Annotated in this window: 10 protein-coding genes and 2 pseudogenes; 8 read left to right on the forward strand and 4 right to left on the reverse strand. The window is 72.9% G+C overall.

Features of this window, described 5'->3' with window-relative positions; all coding sequences use genetic code 11:
- A pseudogene (locus BM536_RS42720) lies at nucleotides 1-102 on the reverse strand (sirohydrochlorin chelatase); the annotation flags it as partial.
- A 286-nt stretch (nucleotides 103-388) separates the two neighbouring features.
- Between BM536_RS42720 and BM536_RS11345 the strand changes: the two are divergent.
- The 4 genes and pseudogenes from BM536_RS11345 (at nucleotide 389) to BM536_RS11360 (ending at nucleotide 5,562) form a co-directional block, all read left to right on the forward strand.
- On the forward strand, nucleotides 389-1,066 hold the full coding sequence (locus BM536_RS11345; RefSeq protein WP_073499662.1) for a SanA/YdcF family protein: 678 nt from the start codon (nucleotides 389-391) through the stop codon (nucleotides 1,064-1,066).
- A gap of 165 nt (nucleotides 1,067-1,231) precedes the next feature.
- A pseudogene (locus tag BM536_RS11350) lies at nucleotides 1,232-3,501 on the forward strand (molybdopterin oxidoreductase family protein).
- A 793-nt stretch (nucleotides 3,502-4,294) separates the two neighbouring features.
- Nucleotides 4,295-4,825 (forward strand): hypothetical protein, encoded by a 531-nt coding sequence (locus BM536_RS11355; RefSeq protein ID WP_073499664.1) that lies wholly within the window; start codon nucleotides 4,295-4,297, stop codon nucleotides 4,823-4,825.
- Nucleotides 4,826-4,941: 116 nt separating this feature from the next.
- Complete coding sequence (locus tag BM536_RS11360) at nucleotides 4,942-5,562, forward strand: class F sortase (protein WP_094102885.1); 621 nt, start codon at nucleotides 4,942-4,944, stop codon at nucleotides 5,560-5,562.
- A gap of 76 nt (nucleotides 5,563-5,638) precedes the next feature.
- Here the strand turns inward: BM536_RS11360 and BM536_RS11365 are convergent, their stop codons facing one another.
- Nucleotides 5,639-6,019, reverse strand: coding sequence for a winged helix-turn-helix transcriptional regulator (locus BM536_RS11365; RefSeq protein ID WP_073499668.1), 381 nt, complete (start codon nucleotides 6,017-6,019; stop codon nucleotides 5,639-5,641).
- 298 nt (nucleotides 6,020-6,317) lie between these two features.
- On the opposite strand from BM536_RS11365, the gene BM536_RS11370 reads away from it, so the two are divergent.
- Entirely contained in the window at nucleotides 6,318-7,154 is an 837-nt protein-coding gene (locus BM536_RS11370) for an imine reductase family protein (RefSeq protein WP_107439580.1), read from the forward strand.
- A gap of 95 nt (nucleotides 7,155-7,249) precedes the next feature.
- On the opposite strand, the gene BM536_RS11375 is transcribed toward BM536_RS11370, so the two are convergent.
- Both BM536_RS11375 and BM536_RS11380 read right to left on the reverse strand, forming a co-directional pair.
- The gene (locus BM536_RS11375) at nucleotides 7,250-8,512 is read right to left on the reverse strand and encodes an amidinotransferase (protein WP_245873446.1); all 1,263 of its coding nucleotides are present in this window, start codon (nucleotides 8,510-8,512) and stop codon (nucleotides 7,250-7,252) included.
- Nucleotides 8,513-8,824: 312 nt separating this feature from the next.
- Complete coding sequence (locus BM536_RS11380; protein ID WP_094102886.1) at nucleotides 8,825-9,607, reverse strand: sulfite exporter TauE/SafE family protein; 783 nt, start codon at nucleotides 9,605-9,607, stop codon at nucleotides 8,825-8,827.
- Between the two features lie 256 nt (nucleotides 9,608-9,863).
- Here BM536_RS11380 and BM536_RS11385 point away from each other — a divergent pair, with 256 nt between their 5' ends.
- Genes BM536_RS11385 through nirD form a run of 3 tightly spaced genes read left to right on the forward strand, consistent with a single transcriptional unit; the run spans nucleotide 9,864 to nucleotide 14,020 of the window.
- Complete coding sequence (locus tag BM536_RS11385; protein ID WP_094102887.1) at nucleotides 9,864-11,075, forward strand: NAD(P)/FAD-dependent oxidoreductase; 1,212 nt, start codon at nucleotides 9,864-9,866, stop codon at nucleotides 11,073-11,075.
- Nucleotides 11,076-13,673 (forward strand): nitrite reductase large subunit NirB, encoded by a 2,598-nt coding sequence (nirB, locus tag BM536_RS11390; protein WP_073497590.1) that lies wholly within the window; start codon nucleotides 11,076-11,078, stop codon nucleotides 13,671-13,673.
- Nucleotides 13,670-14,020, forward strand: a complete 351-nt coding sequence (nirD, locus tag BM536_RS11395; RefSeq protein ID WP_094102888.1) for a nitrite reductase small subunit NirD — start codon at nucleotides 13,670-13,672, stop codon at nucleotides 14,018-14,020. The genes nirB and nirD overlap by 4 nt, the downstream gene beginning before the upstream one ends.
- The last annotated feature ends 87 nt before the right edge of the window (nucleotides 14,021-14,107 follow it).

The following is a 14,107-nucleotide window of genomic DNA, read 5'->3' on the forward strand; positions in this document are numbered from 1 at the left end:
GCCGTGGGCGACGACCACCAGGGCGGGCGGGCCGGGGCGCCGGCGGCCGTCGAGCGGGACGAGGCTGAGCTGGCTGGCGAGCTGGGAGCTGATCCGGTTCATGATGTGCGCCGTACTGTCGAGGTGGACGCCGGCGGCAGCGGGCTGCCGGGGCGGTGGTGGGACTCGTCGTACATGGAGGGCGACGCCGTCATGAACCGATGGTGGCGGCGCGAGGTTGCACCGCCGTTGCGCGACCGTCACGAGTGTTTTCCGGGCGTTCACCGCGCGGGTGGCCGCGATGTGAGGTGCGGTGGGAGGGCGGCGTGCCGAACCGGATCACGGTTCGTTGCGTCTTCCCTGGTCGAAGCCGGAAGGGCAGTCCGGACCGGGAGCAGGGGAGCACCGTATGAAGATCCGTCGGCCGCGGTTGCCGCGCACCCGTACGGGGTGGCGGCGGCTGGTGCAGGGCATGATGGCCGCCTGTGTGCTGGGGCTGCTTCCGGCCACCTGGCTGTATGTGTCGACCGCGGACCGGCTGGGCACGACGGCCGACGCGCCGCGTACCGACGTCGCGGTGGTGTTCGGTGCCGGTCTGTGGGCCGGGGAGCCGTCGCCGTACCTGGCGCACCGGCTGGACGCGGCGGCGACGCTGTACCGGGAGGGGCGCGTCAAGGTCGTGCTCGTCACCGGCGACAACAGCCGGGAGGACTACGACGAGCCGGACGCCATGCGCGCCTATCTGACGCGGCACGGCGTTCCGGACACCCGGATCGTCAGCGACTACGCGGGCTTCGACACCTGGGACTCCTGCGTGCGCGCCAGGAAGATCTTCGGGGTCGACCGGGCGGTCCTCATCAGCCAGGACTTCCACATCCGGCGGGCGGTCGCCCTGTGCGAGGCGGCGGGCGTCGACTCGTACGGCGTCGGTGTCGCCGCCAGACACGACGTGACCTGGTACTACGGCGGCACGCGGGAGATCTTCGCGGCCGGCAAGGCGGCGCTGGACGCGGTGTTCGAGCCGGATCCACGGTTCCTCGGGCCGAAGGAGCCCGGGGTGACGCGGGCTCTGGCGGCCGGCGAGTAGGGCGGCCAGGGGGTGACGCGGGCTCTGGCGGCCGGCGAGTAGGGCGGCCGGGGGGGCGCCGCACCCGCGCCTCACTCCGGGTGGGCGTCCGTGGGGAGGGCACCACCACACCGCCGTAACAGGACACCGCACGGGGCGTAACACGGCCGAAGCACGCTGAAACGTATGGAGACCACCTCGACGCCCACCCACTGCCCGTACTGCGCCCTGCAGTGCGGGATGAACCTGTCGCCCACGCCGGAGGGCGGCGTCGAGGTGACCGAGCGCGTGGACTTCCCGGTGAACCGGGGAGCGCTGTGCGGCAAGGGCCGGACGGCGCCGGCGGTGCTCTCGTCCCGGGTGCGGCTGACCTCCCCGTTGGTGCGCTCCGGCGGCACGCTCGTGCCGGCGAGCTGGGACGAGGCACTCGACCGGATCGCCGGCGAGCTGGGCAGGATCCGGTCCGAGCACGGGCCCGACGCGCTCGGGGTGTTCGGCGGGGGCGGACTGACCAACGAGAAGGCGTACACGCTCGGCAAGTTCGCGCGGGTGGTCCTCGGCACCTCGCAGATCGACTACAACGGCCGCTTCTGCATGTCGTCCGCGGCGGCGGGCGGCATCAAGGCGTTCGGTCTCGACCGGGGGCTGCCGTTTCCGCTGGAGGACATCCCGAGGACCGGGTGCGTGATCCTCGTCGGGTCCAACCTCGCGGAGACCATGCCGCCGGCACTGCGCTTCTTCAGCGAACTGCGGGAGAACGGCGGCACGTTGATCGTCGTCGACCCGCGGCGCACGAGGACCGCCGAGCAGGCCGACCTGCACCTGATGCCCCGGCCCGGCACCGATCTCGCCCTGGCGCTGGGGCTGTTGCACCTGGTCGTCGCCGAGGGGCGGGTCGACGAGGAGTACGTCCGGGAGCGGACGTCCGGCTGGGAGGAGGCGCGGGCGGCGGCGATGGCCCACTGGCCCGAGCATGTGGAGCGGATCACGGGGGTGTCCGTTCCACAGCTGCGGGAGACCGTGCGCATGTTCTGCGAGCCGGAGTCCGCGATGGTGCTCACCGCGCGCGGACCCGAGCAGCAGTCCAAGGGCACCGACACGGTCGGCGCGTGGATCAACCTGTGCCTGGCCACCGGCCGGGCGGGGCGCCCGCTCTCCGGGTACGGCTGCCTCACCGGCCAGGGCAACGGGCAGGGCGGGCGCGAACACGGCCAGAAGGCCGACCAGTTGCCCGGCTACCGCAAGCTGGACGACCCGGCGGCGCGCCGGCACGTGGCCGAGGTGTGGGGCGTGGACCCGGACAGCCTGCCCGGTCCGGGGCGCAGCGCCTACGAGCTGCTGGACGCGATGGGCACCGACATCCGCTCGCTGCTGCTGCTGGCGTCCAACCCCGTGGTGTCCGCGCCGCGTGCCGCGCACGTCGAGGAACGCCTCAAGTCCCTTGATTTCCTCGCCGTGTGTGATGTGGTGCTGTCGGAGACGGCGGCTCTCGCCGACGTCGTCCTGCCCGTCACCCAGTGGGCGGAGGAGACCGGGACCATGACCAGCCTGGAGGGACGGGTGCTGCTGCGGCAGCGGGCGATCACTCCTCCCGAGGGGGTCCGCAGCGATCTGGAGGTGCTGCACGAGCTGGCCGCGCGGCTCGGGGTGGAGAAGGGTTTCCCCACCGATCCGGAAGAGGTCTTCGAGGAGCTGCGGCGGGCGAGCGCGGGCGGGCCCGCGGACTACTCCGGGATCACCTACCGACGGCTGGCGGAGGAGAACGGGGTGTTCTGGCCCTGCCGGCGCCGGAGGGAACGTTCGCGGGAGCGCCTGCGGGAGCGCCTGCGGGAACGGCGGAAGCAGCTGGAGTGGCGGGGGCGACGAAAGCGGCGGGAACGGCCGTGGACGACGACGGGGAGGACACCGGTTTCGACGTCCTTCCGGAGGATCCCGCACGTGAGGAGACCGGCACCCTCCACCCGGGTGCCCTCCATCCCGGCACGCCTCGTCTCTTCCTCGACCGGTTCGCCACGGACGACGGCCGGGCGCGGTTCGTGCCGGTCTCGCACCGGCCCGCCGCCGAGGAGCCGGACGAGGAGTATCCGGTCTTCCTCACCACCGGGCGGGTCGTGGCCCAGTACCAGTCCGGCGCCCAGACCCGTCGCGTGGACGAGCTGAACGCCGCCGCGCCGGGCCCGTTCGTGGAGCTGCACCCCCGCCTCGCGGCACGGCTCGGCGCGGCCGAGGGCGATCCACTGGCCGTCGTGTCCCGGCGGGGCCGGGCGGTGGCGCCGGCCCGGATCACCACCGGCATCCGTCCCGACACCGTCTTCATGCCGTTCCACTGGCCGGGCGAGGGCCGCGCCAACACCCTGACGAACCCGGCCCTCGACCCGACCTCACGGATGCCGGAGTTCAAGGTGTGCGCGGTGCGGGTGGAGATCGCCGGGGCTGAGGCGGGCGGCGTGGGCTGAGCCCCTGCAGGCCGCCCAAACAGGGGAGTTGAGCAACGCAGGCCGGAGCGGAGCAGGTCGGACCCGACCCCGGACCCGGGGCTCCAGGAGCAGGCCTCATCACCGGAGCCGAGCCGGAGCGCGACGGAGCCGGAGCCCAAGCCGGAACGGGAGCCGGAGCCCGAGCCGGAGCCGGAACGGGAGCCGGAGCCCGAGCCGGACCACGGGAACGGGCCCCGAGCGCCCGGCCGCCGCCGGCGGGAAACGGCGCCGGGCCCCCGCCCACCTGGTCCACCTGGGGGTGCGGGCGACCGCACGCCTGGCCGCGTACACCGTCCCCCGTCCACCGGCCCCGGCAGGCGTTCTCCACCGGCGGGAAACGGCGCCGAGCCGGGAGTTCTCCGCCGGCGGAACGGCGTCGGGCCCGTGGCTCTCCGTCGGCGGGAACGCAGCCCCACCCCCAAGCTCTGCACCGGCCGCCACGGAGCCTCCCCCGGACCGTCACCCGCGAGGGCGACGCCCTGCCCCGACGCGGGCGCCGCCCCAGATCTCCGGATCACCCGTTCACACCCCCCTCCCGCACCCTTCGGGTCCTTTTCCGTCGAGCGCGCTCCGCACTGCGGTGACCTGGCGAAACGGTCGGGGATGCACCCTCGCGGCCCATCCGTCCGACACCCGTTCACCTCAATCCTGACGATCCCTCAGGAAGCGGGCTCGCGTCGGTGCCACTTACCTCGGAGGAGCAGGGGCGCGACCGACATAGCGGCACATGGGGATGTCGCGGGTCACCTCGCGAAAGCTCGGAGGAGCATCGATGCGACGTACCGCCGCCCGACTGCTGACCGGTACCGCGCTCGCCGTGGTCACCGCGGCCGGGTTCGCCGCGCCCGTCCAGGCCGCTGTCGCCAGGAGCGGCAGCCTGGACGTGTACCCCTCCACCGCCGTGCCGGGCGGCCAGGTCACCGTCAACACGGCGGCGTGCGGCGACCCCGGGGCGGCGGCGGGCGACGCGAGCGCGGTCGGCGCCGGCCCCTTCACGCTCGCGCCGAGCAGCCACGACGGCAAGGCGATCGGGCAGTTCCGGGTGCCGCCGAGCGCACAGCCGGGGACGTACGAGATCGTCGCGCAGTGTGCCGCGGACGGGCGGAGGGTGGCCGGGGACCTGGTGGTCGTCCTGACTTCCTCGCGGGAGCAGGTGTATCCGCGAGGAAGTGTGAAGACGGGGGTCGGCGGCGCTCTGGGCCCCGATCCCGTGCAGACCGCGGCCGGTGTGACGGCTCTCGCCGTCGCCGCCGCGGGCGGTACCTGGCTCCTGCATCGCCGGGCGAGAGGCGACGGGATCTGACGGACACCCTCCGCTGTCCGTCCGCCGGTACCGCATGTCCCCTCCCCCTCCGGGTCCGACGCCCCTCGCGGCCCGGAGGGGGCACGGGGTTCCGCAACGGAGAGGGGTGCTCACGCATGCGCAGAGTCGTCGGCGACACCGTCATAGCGTCCGTCACCGCGGTCGCCCTCTGCTCGGGTGTGTGGCTGCTGCACGGGGGCGCCGGGACGCAGGCCCCGCCGCAGCCGTCGGCTGCCGAGGCCCGGCCGGGCGGCGCCGACCCGCGGTCCGCGCCCGCGCTGCCGCCGTCCCCGCCCGACCGTGTCCGCATCCCGTCGATCCGGGTCGACGCCCCGCTCATGGGTCTCGGCCTGACGACGTCCGGCAGCCTCGACGTGCCGCCGGCCGCGAAGAAGAACCTCGCCGGCTGGTACGAGTCCGGCACCACCCCCGGTGAGACGGGCACCGCGATCGTCGCCGGGCACGTCGACAACGCCGAGGGGCCGGCCGTCTTCTACGACCTCGGTGCCGTGCGCAGGGGCGCCACCATCGAGGTGGACCGGCGCGACGGCGGGGTCGCGGTGTTCACCGTCGACGCGGTCGAGGTGTACGACGCCCGCGACTTCCCCGACGAGAAGGTGTACGGGGCCGCGGCACGGCCCGAGTTGCGGGTGATCACCTGTGGCGGCGAATACTCGCGGGCAACCGGTTACCGGGGGAACGTGGTGGTGTTCGCGCATCTGACGGGGAGCCGGTGAGGGCCCTCAACGCCTGCCGTACACGGTTTCCGGCGAGGACCGGCCACGGCGGACACGGGCGCCCCGACGACCGCCGTCAACGGGCAGCTTCCTGGCCGACCAGGCCCGCTGCCCCGTGCGACGCGGTCGCCACGCCGAGGAGGTTCTCCCGGCCCCATGCCCCCAGCGGCTCCAATGCCTCGTTCAGGGTCTCGCCGCGAGCGGTGAGGGAGTACTCGACCCTGGGCGGCACCTCGTCGTACTCCTCCCGGTGCACGATGCCGTCGGCCTCCAGCTCCCGCAGCTGCGCCGCGAGCACCTTCTCCGTCACACCCGGCAGTGCGCGCCGCAGCGCCCCGAAACGGTGCGGCCGCTCGTGCAGCACCCAGAGGATGAGCACCTTCCACTTCCCGCCGATGACGTCCATCGCCGCGTCGATCCCGCAGACGTACGCCCCCGGCCGCCGGCCGATCGCCATACCCGCTCCCCCCACCGAAGACTCCACGGACCGTGCCTCCACGGATCCGGCCCGGATGCTTTCCCGGCGGTAACCACCCACTCCCAAGTGCGTACTTGAGCAGGCCTGTCACCACCGGCGAGCCTAGTCCCCATGAACGACAACACCCTCTCCCCCGACCACCGCACCCCCTTCCCGCCGCCCCCCGACGCCGTGGGCGGTCTGGATCACGCTCACCGTGCGGCCGGTGTTCCAACCGGGTGATGGCAGCTTCAGCCGTCTCCCGGCGCCGTCCACCGATCAGCGGTCAGCGTCCACCGTGGAGACGGACCCGTCGCTCGCTGGGCCGGCTTCCCGAACTGGGTGCCCGCCTTCGTCGTGGTTGCCCGAACGTCCCACCGGCACGACGCCCGAGGGCGCCGTCGTCGCCGCGAGCCCTGCCGAGGCCGTGGCCGACGGCCGGCTGGTGGTCCTGTGCCTGCTCGACGACGCGTCCGTCGGAGAGGCCCTCGACGGGGTCGACCTCACCGGCCGCGACCTCGTGAACCTCACCACCGGCACCCCGGCCGAGGGCCGGACCCGGGCCGCCTGGGCGGCGGAGCGCGGCGCCCGATTCCTGGACGGCGGCATCATGGCCGTACCGCCGATGATCGGGGCCGCGGACAGCGGGGGATACGTCTTCTACAGCGGTTCCTCGGAGGTGTTCGACGAGCACCGCGCCACCCTCGCCGTCCCCGCCGGGACCGTGTACGTCGGCGCGGACCCCGGCTTCGCCGCCCTGCACGACGTGGCGCTGCTGAGCGCGATGAGCGGCATGTTCGCGGGTGTCCTGCACGCCTTCGCGCTGATCCGCCGGGAGGACGTCGCCCCCACGGACCTCGCCCCCCTGCTCGTGTCCTGGCTCGCCGCGATGGCTCCCATGGCCCACCGGACCGCCGCGCAGCTGGAAAGCGGCGACTTCACCGAGGGCGTGGTGTCCAACCTCGCCATGCAGGTCGCCGGGAACGCCACCCTGCTGCGCACGGCCGAGGAGCAGGGCGTCAGCCCCGAGCTGCTCGCGCCGTACATGTCCCTGATGGAACGCCGCCTGGCGGACGGGCACGGCGAGGAGGACACGACGGGGTTGGTGGAGTTGCTCGCACCGCGAGGGGACTGATCCCGCGGGCGCTCGTACGCGAGGGGACTGATCCCGCGGGCGCCGGTCCCGGGAGGGCTGATCGTCCCCGCGGCCGTCGGTCGACGCGCGAACCGTCAGTCGGTGTACGAGGCGAGCGTGCCGCGGCGCCGGATGTCCAGGGTCGCGCAGTGGAAGGAGCCGCCGAACGGCGCGTAGTGCAGCAGGTCGCACGGGATCGGCTCGAAGCCCCAGCGTTCCAGGGCACGCAGCATCCCGGTGTGGTGGCGCTCGGCGATCACCCGCTTCTCGTCGATCATGAGCACGTTCATGCTGAGCCACCTGCCGCACAACGAGGTGATCTTCAGCAGGCGGTCGTCGATCGGGTCGGGCTCGGGGGCGATCAGGACGTCCCAGGACCTGAGGGGCTCGGGCAGACGGTCGACGTCGACGTACTCGGGGTTGACCAGGACCTTGCCGGGGGCGAGCGGGACGAGCGTCGTGTCGATGTGCATGGGCGTGCGGCAGCGGCTCTCGACCTCGTGGACGCGGTAGCCGGGGCCGAGGTGGCGGCGAAGCCACTCGATGCCCATCCGGTTGGTGACGTTGCTGGGCGTCACGAACAGATCGCGTCCGGCCCGGACGAAGTCGGCGGCGTCGAAGACCGGCTCGAACTCGGTGAGGATGCGGCGGAGGGGCTCGCCGTCCCCGGGCGTCCGGAAGTCGGGCTCGAACAGCTCGTCGGTGAGCTGGGGCTTGGGGGCCGCCGTCCAGCGGGCGCCGCGCCGGAAGTAGTCCTTGAGGACGGCGCGGTAGGAGTGGGTCTCGAAGTACCGGCAGGGCCACGCCATCGGCGTCTCGATGATCTCGTCCCCGATCACGAGCATGCTGTCGCGCGGGCAGGTGTTGCAGAAGCCGCGCGACGACCAGTCGGGGGTGCCGTAGCGGCGCCGGTGGTCGACCGGGTCCGGGCGCCTGACCGTGACGCCGAGGGACCCCAGCAGGGCGACGAACTCGTCCAGCTCGTGCTGCGCCTTCTCGATCAGCGGGCGCGGGTACCGGAAGCCCGCGGCCAGTCCCTGCAACCGTCCCGCCCACGGCGGGATGTTGCACCTGACGACCGGATGGTCGGAGGGGATCGTGGCGCCGTCGAGCCGCCCGACGATGATCTCCTCCAGCGGGTCCCATTCATTGTGCGAGTTGACGGGCGACACGAGGGGCTCGTCCCCCCGGACGGCCGCTTCCGCGGTCTCCGCCGGTTCCGCCGCCGTCGTCCTCGTGGCCGTGGTAGCCGTGGTGGCCGTGGTGGCCGTGGTGGCCGCCCTGGGCGTCGTGGTCGTGGCCGTGCTGTCGACCCCTTCGGGGCTGTCGAACCCTTCGGGCCTGCGCGTCACCGTCATGCTCAGCCGCCTTCGGTCGCCTCCGTCAGCCGTTCGTCACCGATCGGGTACCCGCTGTAGACAGGTCCTCACCGCGCCGGGAGCCACCCGGGGCCGGTCCACCGCCCCAGGGCCGGTCCACCGCCCCAGGGCCTGTCGTTCGGATCACGTCGCAGACGCGGGGTCCGGCACGCGCATCTGCCGCGTTGTCGTCGGTGGCCGACGCTCCACGTCGACGCCCTCCTCCGCCTCCCGGCCGCACGCACCGGACCCCGCCCACCGGCACTGAACAGCGCCGTCGATTCCCTGCGACCTGATCCAAAACGACAGGCCCTAACTCAGCCACTGCTCGTACGCGAGGTTCGCCACCAGCGCGAACACGACCGTCAGCAGCACGATCCGTACGAAGCCGCTGCCCTTCTTCAGGGCCGTGCGGGCGCCGAGCATGCCGCCCGCGAGGTTGAAGACGGCCATGGGGAGCGCCAGGTGCCACAGGACCGCCCCCTGCCAGGCGAACATCGCCAGGGCGCCCGCGTTGGTGCAGCAGTTGACGATCTTGGCGGTCGCGGAGGCGGTCACCAGATCCAGGTGGAGGACGGCGGTCAGGGCGAGGACGAGGAAGGTGCCCGTGCCGGGGCCGATGAGTCCGTCGTAGAAACCGATTCCGAGACCGGCGAGGCCGATCGCGGCGAGGACGCGGCGCGGGCCCGCGGGGCCGAGGGCGGGGGCGGTGCCGAAGGCCGGGCGCAGGATCACGAAGGCGGCGACCCCGAGCAGCACCACCATGATCACCGGTTTGAGGACGTCAGTGCTCATCCCGGCCGCGAAGAAGGCGCCCGCCGAGGACCCGGCGAGCGCCGCGAGGCCGATCCGTACGGCCACCCCCACGTCGACCGGCGCCTTGCGGGCGTACGTCACCGCCGCACCGGAGGTGCCGACGATGGCGACCGCCTTGTTGGTGCCGAGGGCGTGTGCGGCCGGGGTGCCGGACGGCAGGCCGAGCAGCAGGACCGGCAGCAGCAGGAGCCCGCCCCCGCCGACCACGGCGTCGATCCAGCCGGCCGCGAGGGCGGCGAGACAGAGGACGACGACCATGGTCAGGGATATGTCGGACATGATCGCGACCCTAGGGAGGAGATACATGGTTCGTCCATCGAACTGAGGCACTTCTGAGCTTCGCGCCGGTCGGTGGCCCTCACCGGCACTCAAGGGCACCCGCGGGCCCGCTGCCGGGCGGGCGGCGTCTCACACGGCGTCCCTCCCGCACCCCGGGAACCCTCACACCCCGGCCCCGCCCCCGCTGAGGGCAGCGTTCCTCGCGGGAAACAACGGTGATGCGGCCGGGTAACCTCCGCACCGCACGCTCGATGACATGACCTCGAATAAGCGTGTGGTGGTGATCGGAGCCGGCCTGGCGGGCGTACGCCTCGCCCGGCGGCTCGGTGAGCTGGGCATGCCCGCACTGCTGATCGGCGAGGAGGAGCACCGGCCGTACAACCGGGTCCTGCTCGCCGAGGTGCTGGCCGGCCGGTACGCCCCCGAGGTGATCGCGCTGCCCGCGCCCGCCGAACTCGTCCGGGCCCGGGTGACCGGGATCGACCGCGAGCGGCGCAGCCTGGCCTGCGCGGACGGCTCGGAGATCGCATACGACACGCTGGTGCTGGCCACCGGCTCCAACCCGGTGCTGCCGCCGCTGCGCGGACTGTTCACGCCGGACCACGAACTGCCCGAGGGCGTCCATGCCTTCCGCACGATGGACGACTGCCTGGGGCTGTCGAAGGCGGTCCGGCCGGGTGTGCGGGCCGTCGTCATCGGCGGCGGGCTCCTCGGGGTCTCCGCTGCCCGCGCGCTGGCCGCACGGGGCGCGCAGGTGGTCCTCGCCCAGCAGTCCGAACGGCTCATGGAGCGCCAGCTCGACCCGGACGCCTCGCGGCTGGTGCTGCGGCACCTGCGGGACCTCGGCGTCGAGGTGCACACCGAGTGCCGGGTCCGCGACGTGCGCTGCGTCGGCGGCGCGGTCCGCTCGGTGGAGCTGGCCGACGGATACGCCCTCGACGCCGACCTGGTGGTCCTGGCCTGCGGGGTCCACCCGCGCACCGGCCTCGCCAAGGAGGCCGGACTCGCCGTCCACAAGGGTGTCCTCGTCGACGACGAACTGCGCACCTCCGACCCGCACATCCGCGCGATCGGGGACTGCGTCCAGCACGGCGGCGAGGTGTACGGGCTCGCCGCGCCCGCGCTGGAACAGGCCGACGTACTGGCCGAGTCGCTCGCCGGGAAGACCACGGCGCGGTACTCGGGGACGCGTTCCCTCACCCGCCTCACGCTGGCCGGGGACGGCTCGCTGGACCTCGCCGCGTTCGGCGAGACCGAGGCGCTCCCCGGCGACGACGTCGTCCGGCTCACCGACGCCACCCGCGGCACCTACCGCAAGGTCGTCGTCCGCGACGACCGCCTGGTCGGCGGTGTGCTCGTCGGTGAACTCGGCACCGTCGGCGCGCTCGCCCGCGCCTGGGAGGGAGCAGAGCCGCTCCCCGACCACGGCCCTCTGCTCCATCTGCTCACCAACGACGGAGGCTCCTGAATGACCGCCACCCCGGGGGCCACCCCCACGATCGTCCTCGTCGGCCACGGCATGGTCGGCCAGCGCTTCCTGGAGGCGCTCGCCGAGCGCGGCCTGACCGCCACGCACCGCGTGGTCGTGCTGTGCGAGGAGCCGCGTCCCGCGTACGACCGCGTCCAGCTCACCTCGTACTTCTCGGGGAAGACGCCCGAGGAACTCTCCATGACCGACATGGAGTTCATCAAGGACCACGGCATCGAGCTGTACGTCGGCGACCCGGCCGAGACCATCGACCGCGACGCCCGCAAGGTGACCGCCCGCTCGGGTCTGGTCTTCGACTACGACGTGCTGGTGCTGGCCACCGGCTCCTACCCGTTCGTGCCGCCGGTGCCCAACAAGGACGCCGAGGGCTGCTTCGTCTACCGCACGATCGAGGACCTCCTCGCCATCGAGGAGTACGCCAGGTCGCGGGCCACGACGGGCGCGGTGGTCGGCGGCGGTCTGCTCGGCCTGGAGGCCGCGGGCGCGCTGAAGGGCCTCGGACTCACCTCCCACATCGTGGAGTTCGCGCCGCGCCTGATGCCGGTGCAGGTCGACGAGGGCGGTGGCGCGGCCCTGCTGCGCACCATCGAGGAGATGGGCCTGAGCGTCCACACGGGCGTGGGCACCCAGGAGATCGTGACGGACGCCTCCGGTGCCGTCACCGGCATGAAGCTGTCCGACGGCTCCGAACTCGCCACCGACCTGGTGGTGTTCAGCGCCGGGGTCCGCCCCCGCGACCAGCTGGCCCGCGAGTCGGGGCTGACGGTCGGCGAGCGCGGCGGCATCGCGGTCGACGAGCAGTGCCGTACGGTCGGCGACCCGCACGTCTTCGCGATCGGCGAGTGCGCGCTGGCCGCGGACGGCCGGGTGTACGGCCTGGTCGCCCCAGGTTACGAGCAGGCCGAGACGGCCGCCGCGACGATCGCCGCCGACGAGGCCTCCTTCACCGGCGCCGACCTCTCCACCAAGCTGAAGCTGCTCGGCGTGGACGTGGCCTCCTTCGGTGACGCGCACGGCACCGCCGAGGACTGCCTCGACGTCGTGTACTCCGACTCCCGCTCGGGCCTGTACAAGAAGCTGGTCATCGGCCGCGACGGCACGCTGCTCGGCGGCATCCTGATCGGCGACGCGGACGCCTACGGCACCCTGCGCGCCCTGACCGGCTCGGTCCCGCCGGTCTCGCCCGAGTCGCTGGTGCTGCCCGCCGGGGCCGGCGGCGGCGCCCAGCTCGGCCCGTCGGCCCTGCCCGACGAGGCGGTCATCTGCTCCTGCCACAACGTCACCAAGGGCACCATCCGCGGCGCGGTCACCGAGCACTCCTGCACGACTGTGCCCGAGGTGAAGAAGTGCACCAAGGCCGGTACCGGCTGCGGCAGCTGCGTCAAGATCCTCGGCCAGCTCGTCACCGCCGAGCTGGAGGCGAGCGGGGTCGAGGTCGACAAGGGCCTGTGCGGCTGCTTCTCGCAGACCCGCGAGGAGCTGTACGAGATCGTCCTCGCCCTGCGCATCAACACCTACCAGGACATGCTCGACCGCTACGGCCGCGACGGCGCGCGGGGCGGTGACGGCTGCGACGTCTGCAAGCCAGCGGTCGCCTCGATCATCGCCTCCCTCGCGCCCACGATCGGCGCCAGCGGCTACGTCCTGGACGGCGAGCAGGCGGCACTTCAGGAGACCAACGACCACTTCCTCGCCAACCTCCAGAAGAACGGCTCCTACTCGGTCGTACCGCGCATCCCCGGCGGTGAGATCACCCCCGAGGGTCTGATCGTCATCGGTGAGATCGCCCGCGACTTCGGCCTCTACACGAAGATCACCGGCGGCCAGCGGATCGACATGTTCGGCGCCCGCGTGGAACAGCTCCCGCTGATCTGGGCCCGTCTGGTCGACGCCGGCTTCGAGTCGGGCCACGCCTACGGCAAGTCCCTGCGCACGGTGAAGTCCTGCGTCGGCCAGACCTGGTGCCGCTACGGCGTCCAGGACTCCGTCCGCATGGCGATCGACCTGGAGCTGCGCTACCGGGGCCTGCGCTCCCCGCACAAGCTCAAGTCGGCCGTCTCCGGCTGTGCCCGCGAGTGCGCCGAGGCCCAGTCCAAGGACTTCGGCATCATCGCCACCTCCAACGGCTGGAACCTGTACGTGGGCGGCAACGGCGGCGCCACCCCGCGCCACGCCGACCTGCTCGCCCAGGACCTCTCCGACACCGAACTGATCCGCCTGATCGACCGGTTCCTGATGTTCTACATCCGCACCGCCGACCGGCTGGAGCGCACCTCGACCTGGCTGGAGCGGATCCCGGGCGGCCTGGACCACGTGCGGGACGTGGTGGTGGAGGACTCCCTCGGCATCTGCGAGGAGCTGGAGTCCCTGATGGCCGCGCACGTGGCGAACTACGCCGACGAGTGGGCGACCACCATCAACGACCCCGAGAAGCTGGCCCGGTTCGTGTCCTTCGTCAACGCGCCGGACACCCCCGACCCGGTCGTCGGCTTCGTCCCCGAGCGCGACCAGATCAAGCCCGACCTGCCGCTGCTCACCATCGGCCACCGTCCCCTGGAAGGGAGCGCCCAGCGATGACCCTGGCACTCGAGACGACCGACCTGAAGGTGCAACTCCAGCTCGGCGACGACTGGTTCACGGTCTGCGACCTGAGCCTGCTGGTCCCCGGCCGCGGTGTGGCGGCACTCCTGCCGGACGGCCGTCAGGTCGCCCTGTTCCGGGACCGGGCGGGCGAGCTGTACGCCGTCGACAACCGCGACCCGTTCAGCGGCGCGGCGGTCCTCTCCCGCGGCCTGACCGGGTCCCTCCAGGGCCGGCCGTTCGTCGCCTCGCCCCTGCTCAAGCAGCGCTTCGACCTGCGCAGCGGGCAGTGCCTGGACGACGACACGGTCCGGATCGGCACGTATGAGGTGCGGGCGACCTGACGGGTGCGGCCGGGCACTGGGCGGGATGGTCGGGGGGCGGCCGTCCGGTGGGGCGGCCCGTCCTGTGAGCGGCCCAATCGGTGGAGC

The sequence above is a fragment of the Streptomyces phaeoluteigriseus genome (assembly GCF_001896135.2).
Classification (GTDB): domain Bacteria; phylum Actinomycetota; class Actinomycetes; order Streptomycetales; family Streptomycetaceae; genus Streptomyces; species Streptomyces phaeoluteigriseus.